The organism is Flavobacteriales bacterium (assembly GCA_016124845.1).
GTDB lineage: Bacteria > Bacteroidota > Bacteroidia > UBA10329 > UBA10329 > UBA10329.
In genome coordinates this window covers 78,286-98,673 of record WGMW01000029.1, presented here as the reverse complement: position 1 = coordinate 98,673, position 20,388 = coordinate 78,286, and the positions used below count along the sequence as shown (strand labels likewise).

Genomic DNA, 20,388 nt, shown 5'->3' with positions numbered 1-20,388 from the left:
GAACTTTCGAGAAGTTGTCGGTTTTTTGAAGTCAAACCTCAGCAGGTACTTATTTTTGACCATGATTAATGCTGGCATGAAAAAACTTGTTGTCCTTTCAGTGATCCTGGGATTCACGGCAGCCTGTACCACCGTTCCGATCACGGGCAGAAAACAGATGAATCTGTTGCCCGAAAGCCAGATGATGAGCATGGCACTCACCAATTACAATCAGTTTTTGGGGCAGAACCCTGCGTTACCTGCAAGTGACCAGAAAGTGCAGCAGGTGAAGCGGGTGGGAGAGAAGATAGCGGCAGCTGCTACGCGCTACCTGAATGCAAAAGGTGCTTCCGATCGCGTAGCTGGTTTCAACTGGCAGTTCAACGTGGTGAACAGCAATGAGGTGAACGCATGGTGCATGCCGGGTGGCAAAGTGGTTTTCTATTCGGCCATTCTTCCTATCTGTCAGGATGAGGATGGCATTGCCGTGGTAATGGGGCATGAGGTGGCACACGCCATTGCCCGCCACGGGAACGAGCGCATGAGCGAAGGCCTGTTGGTGCAGGCGGGCGGCATGGGATTGGATCTGGCGCTTTCCAAACAACCTCAGCAAACACGTGCACTTTTCGATCAGGCGTATGGAGTGGCCACTACGGTCGGTGCCATGCTTCCTTTTTCGCGTTTACATGAGAGCGAGGCAGATGAAATGGGTTTGATCTTCACGGCCATGGCAGGTTACGATCCAGCTAAGGCCATTCCGTTCTGGCAGCGCATGTCAAAGCTGGGCGGTCAGCGCCCACCGGAGTTTTTAAGTACGCACCCTGATCCCGAAAAGCGAAGTGCCAAACTGGCGGAACTGGTTCCTTTGGCCAGAGCTTATGCCAAAAAGTATGGCACCAATTGATGGAAGCAATAAACTGCCCGTTTCGTGGTTTGAACGGATACGTTTAACTTTGTGGTCAAGATGAATCTGATTCGCCCAATACTGATTGGTTTTTTCCTGATGACGCTGATCTCGTTCGCTGCCTGTAATGACGGTTGTGTGGAATGTACCGGTCCAACGGCACCACAGAAGATATGCAAAGGCGATTTTCAAAATGCAAACGATTATCAGAAGTATGTGTCTGAATATGAGGCACAGCCAGATGGAGTATGTCAGTAAGTACCTGATGGCTGCGACCGTGTCGGGTGTGCTTTTCGCAGGCTGCAATCGCTGTCAGGAATGCACGGTGAACAACAATACCGAAACCATTTGCGAGACTGAGTTCGATAACTCTCAGCAGTACGAAGACGCCATTGCCGACCGTGAGGCCGCTGGGGCGACCTGTACGTCATCTGGCGGATTCTGAATCAGGGTAAAGAACTTCTTCCAGTTTTTCTACCGAACCCCAACCGAACCGTTGCATCTGTGGTTCGGTCATCATCAACATCAACACATCCTGTTTTTTGAGTTCTGCCAGAATATCAAGTTCCTCTACGTTTGAATTTGGGAACACCTCTGGCGGTTCGGCATGGCGGAAATAGAACCAGAATCCTCCATAGCTGCAGACGCGGCCTGCAAATCCACTGTACATCAATGCATAGTAGTAGCTGTCTGCAATTACCAGAAATTTGGTAGGTGCAATGGTTGTGTCCTCACCGAAGTAGCGAAGCGGGTAGGCCAGTTTCTCGTGCTTCGGGGTGAACCACAGATTCATACCTTCTGCAATGTCATTGTCGCCATTTCGTGCCGTATCAGATAGTTCAATATCGAACCAGAACTTCTGCAACGGCCTTCCGGTAAGTGATTGAATGTATCCCCGCAGCGTATCGCACACATGGGCCGCACCATATTCGCTCCAATGGATGCCACCCTTTGAAAAGAGAGGATAACGGCTGGTGTCATTCCATGTGTGATAGACCTTTTTGAGGTCAAGCAGACGAATATCATTCTTTCCGGCCCAATCGGCAATGAACTTGTAATTGGTCATCGGCCGATGCTCATCTTTCAGAAAATCGGAGAACTTGTCTTCGAAAAAACTTCCCTTTCCGGGCGCCAAGGCCAAGAAGGCTTTCACACCGATCGAATCAAGACCCTTCTGAACATGTTTCCACCGTGTAAGCTTATCGGTCAGGTAGTCATCGCCTGCATAGTCTTTTCCATAGAATGCTTCCACATAGGCCAGTTCAAACAACACACCATCCTTTCCGGGACACACGCCATTGGCCATGGCCATGTCAAAAACATCGAAATAGTACTGATTCCGGATACGGGCAAGGTATTCTCGCATTGCCTGTTCATTCAGCCATATCTCCGCTTTGTCCTGAAATGTCCTTTCGGACCATCCATTTAAACTGAACACGGGTTTTTCGGCCACATCGTACGAACCAGCGAGCGGCCATTTGGGAAGGAGTCCGAACAGCAGATTTGCAATCGGTAGCCAAAGTACCGCGAGCACCATGGCAAACAGAAGATATTTGATTGTGTTCTTCATCAGAATCTGAAATAGATGAAGGGATTGAATCCTGATGCTGAGATCATGCTCAAACAGAAAATGAAAAGCGCGATGGAGACAACAGTTTTCAGGATGATGGAGCCCAAGTTGACCTTGGCTATCTGAACCATGTCATTTCCCCATTTTTCAACGGCCGGAACAATGGCCATGAATGAGAAGACAAGAGCAAGGATCATCGTGACCTTGAACTCCTGGCCAACTCCAGGATTCTGAAATTTTTGCGAAAACTTGAAAAGCGCGTGGTAGTAGTTCATGGCATCGCCAAGTGTCTCGGCCCTGAAAATGACCCATCCGAGGATGGCGATGAAAAAGGTGATCACAGTACTCGGTATCCGCCCAATGAATTTGTAGAACTTTCCAAGAAACAATCGCTCCAGCACAAGGAAAAGCCCGTGATACGCGCCCCAGATGACAAAATTCCAAGAAGCACCATGCCAAAGCCCGGAAATGAGGAAAACGACCCACAGGTTGAGATATGTTCTGCCTACACTTATCCGATTGCCGCCTAATGGAATGTACAGATAGTCTTTCATCCAGCGGCTTAGGGTCATGTGCCATCGCCTCCAGAATTCGGTGATGCTTGCTGAGATATACGGGCTATTGAAATTTTCAGGGAACACGAATCCCATCATCCGTCCCAGCCCGATGGCCATGTCCGAGTAGCCCGAAAAGTCGAAATAGATCTGCATGCTGTAGGCCAAAAGTCCGGTCCAGGCCCAAGAGAGGGACAATCCATCGCCTTGCATGGAAAAAGCAGTATCAGCGACACCACCGACCACATTGGCAACAAGTACTTTTTTGGCCAGACCGATGCAGAAGCGGAAGAAGCCCAAAAGTCTATTGTCCACATTTTCGTGGTCAGAACGTTCGGTCAGCTGGTCTGCGATCTCATTGAATCGAACGATCGGGCCAGCGATCAGCTGCGGGAACAGAATGATGTACAAGGCGTAATTCGAGAACTTTTTCAGAGGAGCGTGCTTGCCTCTGTACACGTCAAGTATGTAACTCAACTTTTGAAAAGTGAAGAAGGAGATCCCGATGGGAAGCGCAACAGATGTCCAACCGATGTGCTCTGCACCCAATGCGCTCAGAAACTCATTAAAACTCTCAACAAAGAAATTGGCGTACTTGAAGTAGGCGAGAAGCCCCACGTTAAGCAGCACATTAAGTGTTACCGCAAAACGTTTGTACCGTTGATTATCATACAATCTTACCAGATAGAAATCGGCAAGCATGCTTGCGTAAACCACAAATACGAACAATGGAGCACCCCAAGCATAGAAAAAGGTGCTTCCCAACAGCGCAACCAAATTCTTGGCTTTACGGGGAGCAAGAAGATACAGTCCGATGAATATCGGAAGGAAGTATACGAGAAACAGGCTGCTACTGAAAACCATTTTTATCGGTGGCGGAAAACTACAAGATCAAACCGTAATTGAGCGTTGCACCGCAAGCGAACATGTGTAATTTTGCCAACCTCAAAAACAGACGAATGGCATCAACTTCAGATATTAAGGTAGGTTCGGTTATCCGATACAACGGAGAACTTTGTATTGTGAGCGATAAGCAGCACACCATGCCGGGCAAAGGCGGTGCGTTCTATCAGGTGAAGATGAAATCCATTCAATCGGGTAGAAGCTATGAGAACCGTTTCCGTTCTGGAGAGTCGGTAGATATTGCACGGCTGGTTTACACCGAATTGCAGTACATCTATGAAGAAGGTGACCATTTCGTTTGCATGAATCAGGAAACGTATGAGCAGATCCATATTCCGAAGGCGCTATTCGGAGACAATGCCAAATTTCTGAAAGAAAGTATGATCGTAAAGGTTGGTTTTGAAAGCGATCAGCCGATCATTGCAGAGGCACCAACGTTTGTTGAACTGGAGATCACGTATACGGAGCCAGGTCTGAAAGGCGATACGGCCACCAATGCCATGAAACCTGCAACGCTTGAAACAGGTGCGGAGATCAAAGTGCCGTTGTTCGTGAACCAAGGCGACAAGATCAAGATCGATACGCGCACAGGTGAGTACATGGAGCGCGTGAAAGAATAAGATTGAAATTCGCGAAGCCAATAACCGCTGCCCAACTGGCGGCAAAGGTTGGTGCCACGTGCATCGGTAATTCTGAACTGAAACTTACGGGAATCAACGAGATCCATCGCGTGGAGCACGGTGATGTCACCTTCTGCGATAGTGTCAAATATTTGAAGAAGTCGCTTTGCTCTGAAGCAACCTGTGTGTTGGTGAATGAACGGACGGAAGCTCCTGAAGGAAAGGTTTTGCTTTTGGTGGAACGTCCGTTCGATGTGTTCACACAGCTTTCAAAAGAACTCCGAGGCGATTTTGTTTCCAACGAAATGGTCAGTTCAACGGCACGCATCGGAAGCAACACGGTCATTATGCCTGGCACCTTCGTGGGGAAGGATGTCACAATTGGCAATGATTGCATCATCCACCCGAACGTGACCATCTATGACGGTTGCCAAATAGGGAATAACGTCATCATCCATTCGGGAACGGTGATCGGTGCAGATGCGTTCTATTACCAGCGTAAACCTTCAGGTTACAATAAACTCCATAGCAGTGGAACGGTTCGTATTGAGGATGATGTGGAGATAGGCGCGAGCTGCACCATCGACCGAGGTGTAACGGCAGAAACGGTTATCGGTGCAGGAACGAAGATCGACAACATGGTTCAAATTGGGCATGATACGGTTGTGGGCAGGAATTGTCTTTTCGCATCGCAAGTGGGCATTGCCGGTGTGGTTACGGTGGAGGATGACGTGATCCTTTGGGGTCAGGTGGGCGTTCAGAAGGATCTTACCATCGGCAAAGGTGCGGTTGTCTTGGGGCAATCAGGTCTTGCCAAGTCGCTGAAAGGAGGCATCACCTACTTTGGCAGCCCCGTGCGCGAAGCACGCGAAAAAATGAAGGAACTGGCGCTGATCAAGCAGCTTCCAAGCATCATTCAGCAACTGAAATAGTAGGTCGATTGTAGAGCCGACAGCCGAAAGGTTGTTCTCATCACGTTGTTAATTGTTTTGGTCTAAATGATTTTTATTCACTACGTGAACTTGGTAATTTCATAGAGTTTTTCAGACTCACGTGACCAGCATCAGCAAGAATAAGAACGAGCAGATCATTCTTGAAACGCTCAAGATCGCAAACTCTGCGCTAAAGCTTAAGAATCTTAAGCTCAATTCGTTGCTGGAGATCACCAATGCCATCAACAATAATTTCTCGCGAGAGCAACTGCTGAAGATCTTCGAATTTGTTCTGCGAAACCAGCTGAACATAGGTCGGTTGCTGTTTTACACCAAGGATGATGAGTGGGAGCAGTCCATCGGTCATGGCTTGGTTGCTGGCGTTAAATTGCCTGATCTGGAAGCAGAGATTCTGCCCATACGCGAAGTGAAGGAAGGAAAGAAAGGCAATGAGTTCTTCGGTCAGTTCGATGTCATCATTCCCATTCTGCACAAGAGCGAGCCGCTGGCATACCTGCTGGCCGGAGACATCAACGAGGATCTGATCGAGAACACCAAAACACGCCACATTCCGTTCATCCAAACATTGGCCAACATCATTATGGTGTCCATCGAGAACAAGCGTCTCTTTAAAGAGAACTTGCGCAGAGCGGGAATGAAGCGTGAGATGGAGTTGGCCTCGGAAATGCAGAACATGCTATTCCCAAGCAAGCTTCCGCAGAATGAACATGTGGAAATGGCCGCTTACCATAAACCGCATCAGGATGTGGGGGGCGATTACTATGATTTCATCCAGTTGAGCGACAATGAGATCGCCTTCTGCATGGCGGATGTATCGGGGAAAGGAGTTTCCGCTGCTTTGCTGATGTCAAATTTTCAGGCCAATCTCCGCGCCCTCTTCAAACATGAGACCTCGCTTACTGAACTTGTTCAGGAACTGAACACCAAAGTGATGAATTCGGCCATGGGCGAGAAGTTCATCACCATCTTCATAGCGCGCTACAATTTCATGACGCGTGTTCTGCAGTATGTCAACGCGGGGCAAACGCCACCTATTCTGGTTGCCAACGATACAACGAGTTTGCTGTCTACCGGCTGTCCGGGCTTGGGAATGTTGGATGAGCTTCCTGCCATCAAGGAAGGAATTGTGGTCATGGACCCAGATTCGATCATCACCTGCTATACCGATGGTGCGGTGGAGTTGGAGAACATGCGCGAGAAGGAGTTCGGAGAGAGTAAACTGGAACTGGTGCTGCTCGACAATCAGGACAATCCGGTGAAAGAGATAAACGAGAACATCGTTCGGCTTTTGCGCAACCACAAAGGCCAGATGCCTTACGTGGACGACATTGCGCTACTCACCACGCGCTTCAAGTAATTTCCCTTCCTCCTTCTTTTTGGTGTGATACACATCAAGCGCCACAATGGCGGCAATGAAACCCCAGAAGGGAGCAGAGGCCTTATCCGTGTCCAAGAAGTTGTTGAGGGCACCATGGATTAGGTAGGTGATGAGTCCCAAAAGCATGTTGATCAGGTACAGGCGGTGCTCACGGTTTTCCATTCGGTAATAGAGCTTCACCGCATAATAGATCACGCAGATGACAATGATCACGAAAGAAAGCATTCCGAACACGCCAGACTCGGCAAGAGGTCCGATGTACTCGCTGTGCGCATTCCCTTTGTCACCTGCATTGGTACTGATGGAGGTTTTGTTGTCAGAAAGTTGAAACGGAGCGTATTGGAACATGTAGGTGCCGGGTCCCCAACCTACAAAAGGGCGTTCTTTGAACATGCGCCAGGCCGAAGACCAACGGTTCAGTCGCTCCAAGTTAGAGGCATCCGTGGAGATGTTGGAGATGGATTGCACGTGCTCCGCCAACTCAGCAGAGGAGTCCTGTCGGTTCTTTTCCAGTTTCATGAGGATTGAGTCCCAAGAAAGCGCAAGCCCCACAATGAAAACCACCGCAATGGAGAAGATGGTGATGAACTTGATACGCAACCGCATGACGATGTAAACGCCCAACGCTCCGATAAGGCTCACCCATGCCGCGCGGGTGTAGGATAGGATCAACGCCACCGTGAACAGCAGCAGCACACCTACAAAGATCACTTTCCAACTGCGGCTGTAATCCTTACTGAAGACCAGCCCCACCAAAAGCGGATAGAACATGGCAAGCATGGCTCCGTACGAAGTATGGTCGTTGAAGAAAGGCGACATGACCCAGTGCGCGGGCTGCTCCAAAAAGCCGTACATGCCATGGTGAATGATGGTGTAGCAGATGATGCCGATGAAGGACGCGATGTACAGACCGACATACCAGCGGATGTTTTCGAACTTTCGGAAGATCTGCGTGGCGACAAAGAAGAAAGTGACCACGTACCAAAGCCTCGAAACGAAGAATTTGAGTGACACCAACGGCATTTCGCTGGTGGCGGTGGTCACGGCTATCCAAACCAAGTTGATGATGATAGCCAAGGTTACGGGGTGATCGGCAATGCGCTTATCGAACTTATGTTCGGCAAACAGTTTCAGAAAGAACATCAGCATTACCCCGAAAAGCAACGGGTCGGTGGGAAGCGTTAGCCCCACGCCCAGGCCAATGTCTGTAAGGTTGACCGAAAGCGGTGTAAGAAACACGATGAACAGCACCAGCTTGTCCAAGGCAAAGAAGGCCAGCAGAAGAATGGCAATCAGTGCGGGTAGGATGGGAGCGTAGTAGAATTCGAAAGCGACCAGCAGGGCGTTGATCAATGCAAACATCCCGCCTACAAGGTAGATCAGTTTGCTATTGACAGCATTCGATTTCAGTAAACCGGCCAAACGATTCAGGCTTTGTTTGCGGTGGCGCGCACACTTTCGGCAATGCTCAGCACCAGAATGGATATCAGCAACGTACTGAGTACGGACGACACCACGATCAACCACCGTATCGGGTATGCCTTCTTATCAGCCACCACAGGGTTGGTGATCACGTTGCAGTAGGTCAGGTTCTTCTCCACATCGCGCTGCGCAGCCTCCAGTTGTTCTTTCAGGTCGTTGTAACCGCCTCTGATTCTCCAAAGGTGTTCGTTCAACGCCAAGAACTCGCCACCCTTTTCCTTCAGGGCATCCAACAATGGCTCTATCTCCTTGGCGTTCGATTGTCTACCGGGCGTGGAAATGACCTCCAAATAACGCTCCGTGGCGTACTCGGTCTGCAATTGATAGTCGAGGATGCCGTACTTCTGGCGGAGGTTGACCAACACGCCTTCCATGCTGTCCATCTCGGCCTTCTTCTTACCTACCTGTTCCTGAAGGATCTTCACAAGTTCCATCGCTTTCTCCTTCTGGAGGAATCGCTCCTTGCGGTTGAAGAAGTAGATGATGGATTTGGCCATGTCCCGCGCCTGAACCGGGTTCTCGTCCAGCACCTCGATCACCACCGATTCATACTCGGTCTTTCGGAAGGTGACATGATCCTGATAATCCTTGATCAACGTACTGTTGGCCGACTTGGACTGCGGGTCGATGCCATACGCTTCGTAGAGATGGTAGAGATTGACAACCGAATCGCGGATATTGTCCGATTCCAACACCTGAAGCATCTGCTCCGTGGGTGTTTCCGTTCCCATCGGGATGATATTGGCAGGATAAAGCACCGCAAACGACTTGTATTGGGGCGGAATGACAAACGGGCTGGAGAACAGAACCGATAGCCCAAGCGCCACCAGAGAAACGACAAGCAGTTGCTTCCACCACCTTACAACAAGTGCCAATACTTCCGAACTGTCTTTGTACTCGCCCATAGTATCAGAGGTTGGTTTTTCGGATGTTCTCGTAGGCAATGATCGCCAGCAGCGCAATGATGAAGGTGGAAACAGTTGATACCAGCACGATCAACCAACGAATAGGATAGGATTTCTTTTCGGCAGGAAAGGCACTGTTCACGATGAACTTGTGCGGAAGCGTCTGTTCGGCATCCACTCTGGCCTCCTGATACTTGGCGCGGAGGTGGCTCAACTGCTCCTTCTCATGCTCCAGCATATCGCGGATGGAAACATACGCACCACCGTAGTGCGATAGGATCTTCAACTGTTCTTCCAGTTTGGCAATGGCGCGGGTGTTGTTCTCCAAAATGGCCTTGGCGTAGTACTCGTTAAAACGCTCCGACATCGACTCGTAGTCGTTCACGCCCATTTCGCGCATGCGGTTCAGCGAGTCTTCCAGTTCCTTTACGTACGCCTTCATTTCCAGGTACTCGGCCTCGGCAATGCGCATGGCCTTTTCGGCACGCTCCTTCTGCATGCGGTTCTTTACCGAATCCACCAACGAGGCAATGTCGTTGGCAATGGCCGCGGCCAGCACAGGGTCGGTGTCCAGCACATCCACCCGCACCGATTGGAACTCTGTACGCTTGTAGGTGATGTTGCTCTCGTATTCCTTAAAGAGCTTTGTTTCCACATACTGCTCGGTCGAATCGATCTTGTAGTGGTCGCGCAGGTCGTATTTCTTAATGATGCGGTTGCGGATCTCGTCCGAGTTCAGGATCTGGATCAACTGCTCGGCCTGTTCCTCCTCTCCAAAGGCCAACAGGTCTTCTTTGGAAGGGTTGTTCTTGGCCAGCAGCGATTTGGAAATGGAGGCCGTGGACGTAGGGAACATGATGACCGTACTCTCGAACTTGGGCGGAATGAAATACGGTCCCGAGAAGATGGCCGAAAGCACGGCCGCCAATACCGATACAATGATCAAGGGCTTCCTCCATCGGAAGATGAACAACAGCAGGTTGGATGAATCGAAATCCAGACCTTGATTTTTTTCTACCTCCATTCGCAGACTTCCCTAAACTTTTTGAGCGCGCCAAAAGTAGGAATTTTTACTACCAGCCTCCGAAGCACGCTTCCGTACCGCGTGGCCTATGCGCGCAGCAGCCCACATTGCATTTACAACACTATCTTAGAGCCCATGGTGCGCGGGTGGCTTCTTTTGGTTTTTGGGGTGGTGATGGCTGGTAGTGCCATTGCACAGAACACACCCGTTAATCTGGTGCCCAATGGGGGATTCGAGGAACATTCGGATTGTCCGACCAATCCTGGCGGCCTTGGTGACTGTGACCATTGGTGGCCGCTCCATGGAAGTCCAGATTATTTTCATGGATGCAGCACGGGCGATTTTGATGTTCCGTTGAATGTCTATGGTGTTCAGAATGCAATCGATAGTGCTTATGTCGGTGTGGCAACTTATACGCCTCAGTTCAGTGGTGGACAAGAGTCGGTTTTCTTGGAGTTGACCGAGCCGTTGCAGAGTGGAGTGAAATACAGGGTTTCATTCAAGGTCAGTTTGGCAGACAGCATAAACTACAGCACGTGCTGCATGGGTGCTATTCTGAGCAATGTCGCTCCTCCCCTTCCTCCGTTCAACACGAATTTGTCAGATGTCGAACTTGAGATGGATGCGTCCACGCTCAGTGATCAGCTATGGTACGAGTTGAACGCGGTCTATACTGCACTGGGAGGAGAAGACAAATTGTTCATTGGGAGTTTTCGACCAGATACGGATAGTAACCCTTACTATCGGGGACAGATTAGAGAAGGCGCTGATGCAGCATATTTCTATATTGATGATGTGAGTGTGATCGAGGACACGGTGACAGGCATCGGAGAAGTGGAAAAGGATGGAACGGAGGTGTCCGTTTACCCCAACCCCTGCACAAACGTTCTCAACATCAGACTTCAAGATTCCTCTCCGCCTCAGGCGGATGGAATGACCATCGAGGTAACCGATATGCTGGGGCGCACTATCAGCTCCCCTCCTCGAGAGGAGGGGTCGGGGGAGGTCATACAACTCGACACATCCCCCTGGCCCAGCGGCATCTACCTGTTGCATGCCACCAATGCCCAAGGCCTCCGCTCGGTGGTAAAGGTGGTGAAGGAATAAACAGCAAGGCATGATTGACTCTCCGCCCAACAGGCCGTTAACAACACTATCTTAGAGCGCATGATGCGTGGGTGGCTTCTTGTGGTTTTTGGTTTACTGCCGCTGGTAGGGGTAGGGCAGCAGTTGCCAATTGTAGATTGGGCCTATCGTTTCTCAAATACATATCCCCCCTACAGGAAGAATGAGGCGCATTCCGTGGCCATCGATTCAGCGGGCAATAGCTACCTGATAGGAAGTTTTTACGATACGGTTGACTTCGACCCCTCGCCAACGGGTGTTCATGAACTCGTATCGAACGGGCTTTGGGACATTTTCCTCCTCAAACTCGATACTGGCGGCAATTTTGTCAATGTGTGGCAGATAGGCGGAGCAGCGCCTGATGGTGTCAGTAATCCACCGTTAAGTGGAGGTTACAGTATGAAGTCCCATATTAATATTGATGCAGATGGGAATATCTATCTGGTGTTCTATGCAGGGGCTGAGGCCGATATTGACCCAAGTGCCAATGTTCAGTTGATAAGTGATGCGCAGGATAATCTTGTGATTGAAAAAATTGACCCCAACGGCAATTTACTCTGGTATGTAGTGTACGATGGAGATCATTTTGACCAAGGATTGGTCCTGAACATGTGGGATGCGGTCATTGATGACGACAGAAGTATGTATCTGACGGGTCTTTACAGTGATACGGTTGACCTTGACGCTTCAGTGCCGGGTACAGCCATAGTGAATCCCAATCATCCGTACGATTATTACTCAAGACACTTGTTCAAATTGGACTCGGTGGGAGGTTTTGACTGGGGGTGTACGCTACCTCCAAAACCTGACCATACGTTTATTAGTACCAGTGGTGCACGTTCAGAAAAAAGTGCCTTGGCCATAGACCATAAGGGGAATGTGATCTGTGTAGGTTATTTCACAGGAACGAAGAATTTTGAACTTCCGTTCGATACCATCAGTGTCACCTCCTCTGGGTTGGCCGATGTGTTCATCGCGAAAATCTCAAAGAATGGGGAAATGCTCGATCATTGGCAATTGGAAGGCGTGGACCCCAATTCCGTTGCGGTCACCTCTTCCATTACGGTTTCTCCGGCAGGCAACATCTATGTGGTAGGTAGTATTGCAAGTGGAGCGTTTGATTTTGACCCTGGTAGCGGTACTCACGTTGTCGGCCAGCCTGGAGGGTATCTGCTCAAATTAAGTTCCGAAGGCGAATTCAGATGGGTTCAGACGTTGGGACCCGATGGTCCTGATATATTCGGTGCAGTTGCTGTTGATATCAACGAGAACCCTTGGGTTCAATTCGTCTATTACACAGGTCTGGATTTTCAGACCCAATTGGGTAATGTGCTTGTTCCCGAAATGTACCCAACTGTAGGCAGCGGCATTGTGAAATTCGATAGTCTTGGAACTGCTCTTTGGGCCAATGTCTATGCAACAGCATCTCAGGTTATCTGGATGCATTGGTCTATGGAGGCATACCCGAACGGTGGAGTGCTTGCCTCTGGTACGGTTGGCACGGATACCATAAATGTGGGAATGAACACGCCAAGCAACATTTATCTGGTAGGTCAAACGTATGACCCGTATATGATCAAAATGATGGATGATATATCCGTTGGCATTGGAAAAGAACCAACGGATGGCAAAGGTTTACTTGTCTACCCCAACCCCTGCACAAACGTTCTCAACATACACTCCTACACAACTATGCTGGCCTCCATCGAGGTAACCGATATGCTGGGGCGTACCATAGAGACCCTTCGCTCCGCTCAGGGAAACAAGTGGGCGGTGGACACGTCCACTTGGCCCAGCGGCATCTACCTGCTGCATGCTACCAATGGGCAAGGCACCCGCTCGGTGGTAAAAGTGGTGAAGGAATAGTGCAGGGAATGCCAGATGGATTACGAGATGATTACCGGGTAAGGAACAGCCAAGGTGTCACCGCATCAGCTTCACGCCCCCGCGGTAGAAGTGCGTTTCGCCATACACATCCACAATGGTGAAATCGTAGATATAGACACCTATTTCGACCTGCTTGCCTTTGAAGGTGCCATCCCAATGGAAATCCTTGTCGTTCGATTCGAAGATCAATGAACCCCAACGGTCTGTAATTCGAACGCTGTAGGTTTTAATTCCCTCGCCATCACCGTAGAATGTGTCGTTGTTGCCATCGGCATTCGGAGTAAACGTGTTCGGAATGTAGAACGTGAAAAGCGGCTCCACCTTTATCGTGCCGTAGGCCACATCTTCGCAATCGCCATTGGTTACGCGCAGCGTGAGATTGTAGGTGCCTGGGTCATTATAACGATGCGTGGGTATTTCTACCGTGGAGGTCGTTCCATCACCCAAGTTCCAATCCCATGTCAAAGCATGCTGAGACTGATCGGAAAGTTCCAATTGAGCGTCCAGGAGCGACACCACAGGTTCATCTACCGTGAAATCTGCCACAGGCGTGATGTTGGCGCGAATGGCGTTGTTCACTGTAAGAGTTGTGGTGCAACCTTCCGTGCTGGTGGCAACAAGCGTTATGTCGTAATATCCCGAATCAGGATATACATTGGTCGGACTCATATCGGTAGAGACGATGCTGTCTCCCAAGCTCCACTCGTAGGAAGCGATGTAACCGGTAGCAATGGTCGATTGGTTCACGAAAAGAACATCCAGCGGTGTGCATCCTTCCGGTTCAATGGCCTGAAATGCCGGTTCGGGATTCGGAAATACTGTCACTTGTGTGGTTCCCGATGCCGCGCAGCCGCTATCCGAAGTGGCGGTTAGCGTTACCGTAAACGTTCCATGATCGGAATAGGTGTGCGTGGCCGTGATTCCCGTGGTGGTGTTCCCGTCTCCAAAATCCCAATCCCAATTGCTGATGGTGCTGTCCTGTGGTGCGGTGGTGTTCACAAACGAGGTCTCGTCATTCAAACACGTGTCGATTCCCGCAAGGCTCACAACGGGAGTTGGATTTACCAGTACCTCGTTTGTAATGGTGTCTTTGCAGCCATCCGTTGAGGTCACGGTCAGTTCTGCCTGATAAGTGCCTGCGGTTGCGTATAAATAGGTCGGATTCTGAAGTGCCGAAGTACCACTTGCATCTCCAAAATCCCAGCTCCAACCATTAATGGTTGATGAGTTTACGGTTGAGAGATCCGTGAACTGCGTCATTTGACCTTCACATGCATTTGTGGAAGTGAAATCCGCCTCTGGTCTATCATGAACAATGATCACCACCTGTGTCTGATCGTAGCATCCGGCAGCATCTTCCACGCCAAGCCGCACAGTATACGGACTGAACGCAAAGTTGTGGTACGCAAACGTGGGGTCATCTAAGTTACTTGTATGGTTCGGGTAGGCCGGAAGGAAGGCGTTGTCGCCAAAATCCCAGAACACATTCGTGATGTTTCCCGTGCTCTGATTGTGAAATTGGATGAGGTCGTCCTCGCAGAATTCCTGTCCATCGGTAATGTTCATGGCCGGTACCGGAAGAGGATGAACTTCGGCTGTAGATGAAGCACTCGCTGTACAACCGTTCCCATCAACCAACGCAAGACTCACGTTGAATGTGCCATCGGTAGCGTACGTGTGAGAAGGGCTTTGGGTGTTGTCTGTCGGGCTGTTATCTCCGAAATCCCACGTATAGGTCAGCCCGGTTCCGCTGCTGTTGTCCGTGAAAACCGTTGGCTGTCCAAGACAAACGGCAGCAGGTTGCGCAAAATCTGCAACGGGTAATGGGAAAACCGTTACCGTCACATCATCGGTGTTCTGGCAGCCATTGGCATCAGTTCCGGTAACCGTAAATGTGGTTGTGGTTGAACCATCGAAGACAGGATTCGCGATTGCTGCATCGCTCAATCCTGTTGTGGGACTCCAACTGTAATTTGTCGCACCGGATGCTTGCAACTGAACCGTTTGCTGGTCGCACATGCTGTAATCTGCCCCGGCATCCACTACAGGCAATGGATTTACGGTGATGGTCATGTCATCCGCGTCCTGACAGCCGTTGGCATCGGTCACGGTCAGACTGTAATTCGTGGTTGCTGTTGGCGAAGCCTGCGTGGTGGCGCTGGTGGCATCGGCAAGGTCGGTGGTTGGCGTCCAATCGTACTGCACGCCTCCTGATGCGGCCATGTTGGTCACATCGCCATCACAAATGGTCTGGTCTGCACCCGCATCCGCCACCGGCAATGGATTAACCGTTATCTGAATGTCATCCGATGTCGGACAACCGTTCGCATCCAGAACACCTAATGTGTAGGTAGTAGTGGTTGTTGGTGTAGCGGTCGGGTTCGAGACGCCTGGATTGTCAAGTCCCGTTGTAGGGCTCCATGTCAACTGCTCACCACCAGATAATCCAGTAGGTGAAATTTGGTAGGAATCGCCATCGCAGATGGATTGATCGGTACCAAGGCTGAAATTGGGAAGCGGATTGATCGTCACATCTGTGTTGCTACTCTGTGTACAACCTTCTGAAGAGATAGTGAGGGTTACTGTGTACGTTCCGGGAGCTGTGAATGTGTGCGATATCTGCCCGCCACTACCCGTACTACCGTCTCCGAAATCCCAAGTGAAGTCGGTGATCTGTCCGGTAGCAACAGCCGAGGAGCTTTGGAAATCGACCGGAAAACCTGTGCATTGCACGGGAGAAGTGATAATGAATGCGGGATCGAGTGCGTTGCAGAACTGGTGTTCGTTATTTGCACCTCCGGTGGCGGCAGTAAAACCCCAGTACACGTTCGGGTTGCCACCGAAAATATTGTTGATGATGTCGCCCGTATAGCTGAGGCGAAGCACACCATCAAAGTAAACGGTCATTGTATTGGTGGTGGGATCCCAGACCACATTCAGTTGGTGCCAAGCGCAATCTTCCACATTATTGGAGCTTGCGCTGATGGGAACCGTACCTGCGAGCATATTGCCTCCAGTATGCGAAACATCTCCGTTGCGCTGAATGGCCATGTGGTCGTATGAAGGCTCGCCACCGTTCTGGTATGTGTCCAGTTCCACGGCCAAACTTGGATTGATCCCTGCATAACCGATTCCACCTCCCGAGCTGCCTGCATTTACGCTCAATGGTTGTAGCACGAAGGCGATGCCGTCCGCGCCACCATCATTGCAACCAAGAAAAACATCAAAGGTGAAATTGAAAGGGGTGCTTAGGTCGTAAAGGTTCACATTCCAAACAGATCCATTCTGACCATTGGCGGCAGGTGTCAACCTCCAACAGTTACAGGAGGTCTGGGCCGCATTGCCGTTGATCTGGTATTGTGCAAATGATTGCTTCCATCCAAGAAGCATGAGGAAAAGGAACAGTAAGTAAGCTTTCTCCAACCGCATGGTTCTCTATCTCATCAACGTCACATGACCAAAATATTCATGGTCGTCATTTTTCCAGTCCACAATGTAGAATTTGTAAACATACACGTCTTCTTGCACTTGCTTGCCATTGTACGTTCCATCCCAATGGTAATCCTTGTCAAAGGACGTGAATATCTCTTCGCCCCAACGGTTGAAGATGTACATGGAGTACGAAACGAACCCTTCTCCTGTGCCGAAGAACTCCTCGTTTTTCCCATCAGCATCGGGTGTGAACGTGTTCGGAATGTAAAAGGTGTAGATCGGTTCCACTTTCACCATGCCTGATATCGTGTCCATGCAACCATACTGCGTGGTCACGTACTGCGTCACCTCATATTCGCCAACTTCGGTGAACAGGTTGCCCGGATTCTGCTCCGTGCTGTAGTTTCCTTCACCGAAATCGTAGTACCATTCGGTTACGTTATCAGAAGATTTGTCGGTGAAATCGATCTCAGGATTCAGAAGGTCGGTAACATACCTGTCGGCCTCGAAAAGCGCATCCGGTTTCGGATATTCTGTAATGTAGTCTACCACGGTATCAGAAGAAACGCAGCCATTGCCGGAGGTTGCTTGCAGCGAGACCGTGTAATGGGCAACCGATGTGTCAGGTAGCACTTCCGCGTTGTACACATTCATTGGGTTCTGCGAGGAAATATCGCCATCACCGTTACCCAGATTCCAGACATACGATGAGATGGAATAAGGTGCGGGAATGGCACATGTCTCCTCAAAAAATACGCGTAGTGGCTGGCAACCTTCCGTAACATCCGAAGTGAAACTAACCGTGGGCAACGGATAGATCTCCACATCGTGGGTCATCGTGTCCAAGCAGCCTTTGTCCGTTGCAACTACCAGCGAAGCTGCGAAGTGACCATCACTTCCATAAATGTGGAAGGTATCGGCCGTGTTTGCACTGTAACCATCTCCGAAACCCCAGTTCCAAGCAACGACCTGGTCGTTCAATAGATTCGGCACGGTCGATTGGTCTTCGAACCAACTGGTATCGTTCAGACAGTTTTTGATGGCGTTACTGAATGTTGCCACAGGCAGCGGATGTACAACCGCATTTCCCAGAGTGATCACATCCAAACAACCGGCTGATGTGGTTACTGTGAGCGTGGCACCATATTGTCCATATTGGTTGAAGGTCGCGGATGGATTCTGGTCGGTAGACGTTTGCGATTGGGGATCATCGAAACTCCAGCTCCAATCGATGATCGGATAATTGCCATTGGCCAACGAAAGGTCGGTGAACTGATTTGCCAGACCGAGACAAACGCTATCGAATGTGAAGTTGGCAGTAGGTACTGGGAAGATCTCAACGGTTTGCGTTGTATCATCAACACATCCAAAATCGGAGGCAACTTCCAATTGAACCTGATAAAAACCAGCCGTTGGATAGGATTGCGGAACCGGATTCTGATCGGTGGAGGTTTGATTGTTCCCGAAATCCCATTGCCAAGTTGCCACCGATCCAGACGAAGCAGAAGATTGGTCGGAATAGGTGATCTGCTTGTCCTGGCAGTCATCTGCAAAGCTGAAATCGGCAATTGGAATGGGATGAACGGTGGTGGATTGGGTCAGACTGTCGGTACAGCCCATGTCCGAAACAGCCACCAGTTTCACGCTGTAGGTTCCGTCAGTAGCGTACAAATGATTGGTATTTGAACTGGAACTGGTGGCGCTATCGCCAAAATTCCATGCGAAAGATTGAATGGAACCTGAAGCGATGGAGGAGGCGTTCACGAAGATCGATGTCTCATTCAGACATACGTCATTCACAACAAAATCCGGAACTGGACCTGGGTCGATGATGACCTCAACAGAATCTGTTTTGATGCAACCGCTGCTGCTCGTAACCGTTACCGTATATACCGTGGTCACATTGGGCGTGGCAACCGGGTCCTGAATCAACGGGTCGTTCAGTCCGATAGTTGGCGACCAGGAAAATGTGGAATTGACACCTCCTACCACATTCAGTTGGGCAGAGCCGCCCTCACAGAATGAAGTGTCACCGATGGCCTGCGCTGGCGATGCGGGCAATTCCGTGATGGAAACATAATCTGTGTCTGAACATACCCCGATCGATGTGATCATTCTATAGTCAACATCACCAACGGGGTTGAGCGTGATGGACGCTTGATTGCCAACCACCGCACCGTTCGTAATGTCGTACCACTCGTAAACCGTTCCTCCCGAACCGCTAAGCGTTACGGGGTCGCCTGCGCAATACGGAATATCCGGTCCGGCATCTGCAACAGGTGTCGGGTCGATGGTAACCGTTGCATCGGCCGAAGGTTCTGGAACCGTGGATGCACAGTAATCATTTGCAGAAACGGTGTAGGTGGTGGTGGCAGATGGGGTTACGTAAATGGTATCACCCGTCATTCCGTTCGACCAATTGAAGGTGTAACTGCCCGCTCCGCCATCCGCGTGCGCCCAAAGTTTGGCGGTACCACCGCAGAAAGCCGTGTCGCCAAAGGCTTCCACGGTCACAGGCGTTACATCGTTAATGTAGATGATGATCGTGTCCGAACCACAGATGCTTGTCTGCACGTCAATGATCACGGTTTCGATGCCTTCGGGCGTTCCGTCATACACAGGGTCGATGGTAAAACTGGTGGAAAGCTGATTGGCAGGAATGGTTACCGAAGAAGGAATGGTCGGATAGTCGGTTCCGTTGGTTGCCGTTCCAGAAACGTTGAAGTTGACCGTGTAATCAGAAGGCAGCACATCGCTCAGCGTGAATGTGACAGTCGCATTGGAGCAATTTTCGTAAGCGGTTGAATCTGCAGAAGCGGTTGATGTGGAGATCTCAACCACCTCACTTGTCAAACTTCCTTCTGCCAAGAAGACCCCCGAATCCCAAACGCCATCGCCAGCATCGGCAATCATCAATTTCAAGTGATAGGTCTGGCAGGCCTGAACCGTAGAAGTGGCGGTCAGCACCGTAGTGAAAGCATCATATTGCACGGTCGTTCCTCCCGAATTGTCAACATAATACTGCGAGTAGGAGCCTGCGTTCACATTATCAATGGTCACGGGAGTTGCCGTGCCGGGGATCAATGCAATATTCTGTTGTCCGGCAATTCCCGGTCCGCTGATGTAAAAAGCAAAGGCATCGTTGTAGCCCGAGTTCACGAATTCCGGGTATTCCTCCGAACCGAAAACGTAGTCGAACTGGATGACGTTGGAAAGCGGAATGAAATCGAATTCCAGAACGACAGCATTGTACGTACTTGCACCGGCAAGACCGTTCAGCTGGCTGTTTCCCGGCTGGCCATTGTCCTGCCCGGCACTACCCGAATTGTTCGGCCCCGGAGCAATGGTAATTGGTCCGGTACAAAGGATCACACCGCTTGTCAGACCAATATTGCTTGCCGACCCATTGAACGAGCCGGCCGCATCCGGTGCTCCGGTAAGTGTGGCGTTTGAAACCGTGATTCCCGGACCGGCCAGCATCTGCGCCAAAGCTGTGGCATTCAATCCACCCGTAACGGTCAGCTGGGCAAAGGCGTTTTCATTTGCGATTGTCAGCAGACTGAGCAACAGAAAAAAACTTAGAAAGCGTTGGTAACGGTTTCTCATGTTCTGGTTCGGTCGGAACAAACTTTTGAGTTATCGAATGTAGGGCATTTATCGGACGTTGGAACA

The 20,388-nt window shown here is 50.2% G+C and carries 15 protein-coding genes; 8 read left to right on the top strand and 7 right to left on the bottom strand.

What is annotated here, in order from left to right:
- Window positions 1–76: 76 nt before the first annotated feature.
- Genes GC178_11510 through GC178_11500 form a run of 3 tightly spaced genes read left to right on the top strand, consistent with a single transcriptional unit; the run spans window position 77 to window position 1,328 of the window.
- Window positions 77–883, top strand: coding sequence for a M48 family metalloprotease (locus GC178_11510; protein ID MBI1288190.1), 807 nt, complete (start codon window positions 77–79; stop codon window positions 881–883).
- A gap of 60 nt (window positions 884–943) precedes the next feature.
- Entirely contained in the window at window positions 944–1,141 is a 198-nt protein-coding gene (locus tag GC178_11505; protein MBI1288189.1) for a hypothetical protein, read from the top strand.
- Entirely contained in the window at window positions 1,125–1,328 is a 204-nt protein-coding gene (locus GC178_11500; GenBank protein MBI1288188.1) for a hypothetical protein, read from the top strand. Before GC178_11505 ends, GC178_11500 begins: the two co-directional genes overlap by 17 nt.
- Here the strand turns inward: GC178_11500 and GC178_11495 are convergent.
- Entirely contained in the window at window positions 1,311–2,453 is a 1,143-nt protein-coding gene (locus tag GC178_11495; protein ID MBI1288187.1) for a hypothetical protein, read from the bottom strand. The two genes, GC178_11500 and GC178_11495, sit on opposite strands and share 18 nt — an antisense overlap.
- Entirely contained in the window at window positions 2,453–3,871 is a 1,419-nt protein-coding gene (locus GC178_11490) for an MBOAT family protein (protein ID MBI1288186.1), read from the bottom strand. Before GC178_11490 ends, GC178_11495 begins: the two co-directional genes overlap by 1 nt.
- A gap of 95 nt (window positions 3,872–3,966) precedes the next feature.
- Between GC178_11490 and efp the strand changes: the two genes are divergently transcribed.
- The 3 genes from efp (at window position 3,967) to GC178_11475 (ending at window position 6,840) form a co-directional block, all read left to right on the top strand.
- Entirely contained in the window at window positions 3,967–4,530 is a 564-nt protein-coding gene (gene efp, locus GC178_11485; protein MBI1288185.1) for an elongation factor P, read from the top strand.
- A gap of 2 nt (window positions 4,531–4,532) precedes the next feature.
- Window positions 4,533–5,462 (top strand): UDP-3-O-(3-hydroxymyristoyl)glucosamine N-acyltransferase, encoded by a 930-nt coding sequence (locus GC178_11480; GenBank protein MBI1288184.1) that lies wholly within the window; start codon window positions 4,533–4,535, stop codon window positions 5,460–5,462.
- A gap of 121 nt (window positions 5,463–5,583) precedes the next feature.
- Complete coding sequence (locus GC178_11475; protein MBI1288183.1) at window positions 5,584–6,840, top strand: SpoIIE family protein phosphatase; 1,257 nt, start codon at window positions 5,584–5,586, stop codon at window positions 6,838–6,840.
- On the opposite strand, the gene GC178_11470 is transcribed toward GC178_11475, so the two are convergent.
- The 3 genes from GC178_11470 to GC178_11460 are packed head-to-tail and all read right to left on the bottom strand — an operon-like array spanning window position 6,817 to window position 10,272.
- Entirely contained in the window at window positions 6,817–8,283 is a 1,467-nt protein-coding gene (locus GC178_11470) for a hypothetical protein (GenBank protein MBI1288182.1), read from the bottom strand. The two genes, GC178_11475 and GC178_11470, sit on opposite strands and share 24 nt — an antisense overlap.
- A gap of 5 nt (window positions 8,284–8,288) precedes the next feature.
- Window positions 8,289–9,248: a hypothetical protein gene (locus tag GC178_11465; GenBank protein ID MBI1288181.1), complete on the bottom strand. Its 960-nt coding sequence runs from the start codon at window positions 9,246–9,248 to the stop codon at window positions 8,289–8,291.
- Between the two features lie 4 nt (window positions 9,249–9,252).
- A complete protein-coding gene (locus GC178_11460) occupies window positions 9,253–10,272 on the bottom strand; it encodes a hypothetical protein (protein ID MBI1288180.1) in 1,020 nt (339 codons plus the stop codon).
- Between the two features lie 21 nt (window positions 10,273–10,293).
- On the opposite strand from GC178_11460, the gene GC178_11455 reads away from it, so the two are divergent.
- Together GC178_11455 and GC178_11450 are read left to right on the top strand one after the other, a co-directional pair.
- Entirely contained in the window at window positions 10,294–11,379 is a 1,086-nt protein-coding gene (locus tag GC178_11455; GenBank protein MBI1288179.1) for a T9SS type A sorting domain-containing protein, read from the top strand.
- A 60-nt stretch (window positions 11,380–11,439) separates the two neighbouring features.
- Window positions 11,440–13,263, top strand: a complete 1,824-nt coding sequence (locus GC178_11450; GenBank protein ID MBI1288178.1) for a T9SS type A sorting domain-containing protein — start codon at window positions 11,440–11,442, stop codon at window positions 13,261–13,263.
- 57 nt (window positions 13,264–13,320) lie between these two features.
- Here GC178_11450 and GC178_11445 read toward each other — a convergent pair whose 3' ends face one another.
- Both GC178_11445 and GC178_11440 read right to left on the bottom strand, forming a co-directional pair.
- The gene (locus GC178_11445; GenBank protein MBI1288177.1) at window positions 13,321–16,713 is read right to left on the bottom strand and encodes a PKD domain-containing protein; all 3,393 of its coding nucleotides are present in this window, start codon (window positions 16,711–16,713) and stop codon (window positions 13,321–13,323) included.
- 6 nt (window positions 16,714–16,719) lie between these two features.
- The gene (locus tag GC178_11440) at window positions 16,720–20,322 is read right to left on the bottom strand and encodes a PKD domain-containing protein (GenBank protein ID MBI1288176.1); all 3,603 of its coding nucleotides are present in this window, start codon (window positions 20,320–20,322) and stop codon (window positions 16,720–16,722) included.
- Window positions 20,323–20,388: the final 66 nt, after the last annotated feature.

Bases quoted from the DNA above. Each gene is read 5' to 3' on its own strand.
- GC178_11510 (MBI1288190.1), top strand. From the start codon at position 77: ATGAAAAAACTTGTTGTCCTTTCAGTGATCCTGGGATTCACGGCAGCC.
- GC178_11505 (MBI1288189.1), top strand. From the start codon at position 944: ATGAATCTGATTCGCCCAATACTGATTGGTTTTTTCCTGATGACGCTG.
- GC178_11500 (MBI1288188.1), top strand. From the start codon at position 1,125: ATGGAGTATGTCAGTAAGTACCTGATGGCTGCGACCGTGTCGGGTGTG.
- GC178_11495 (MBI1288187.1), bottom strand. From the start codon at position 2,453: ATGAAGAACACAATCAAATATCTTCTGTTTGCCATGGTGCTCGCGGTA.
- GC178_11490 (MBI1288186.1), bottom strand. From the start codon at position 3,871: ATGGTTTTCAGTAGCAGCCTGTTTCTCGTATACTTCCTTCCGATATTC.
- efp (MBI1288185.1), top strand. From the start codon at position 3,967: ATGGCATCAACTTCAGATATTAAGGTAGGTTCGGTTATCCGATACAAC.
- GC178_11465 (MBI1288181.1), bottom strand. From the start codon at position 9,248: ATGGGCGAGTACAAAGACAGTTCGGAAGTATTGGCACTTGTTGTAAGG.
- GC178_11460 (MBI1288180.1), bottom strand. From the start codon at position 10,272: ATGGAGGTAGAAAAAAATCAAGGTCTGGATTTCGATTCATCCAACCTG.
- GC178_11450 (MBI1288178.1), top strand. From the start codon at position 11,440: ATGATGCGTGGGTGGCTTCTTGTGGTTTTTGGTTTACTGCCGCTGGTA.
- GC178_11445 (MBI1288177.1), bottom strand. From the start codon at position 16,713: ATGCGGTTGGAGAAAGCTTACTTACTGTTCCTTTTCCTCATGCTTCTT.
- GC178_11440 (MBI1288176.1), bottom strand. From the start codon at position 20,322: ATGAGAAACCGTTACCAACGCTTTCTAAGTTTTTTTCTGTTGCTCAGT.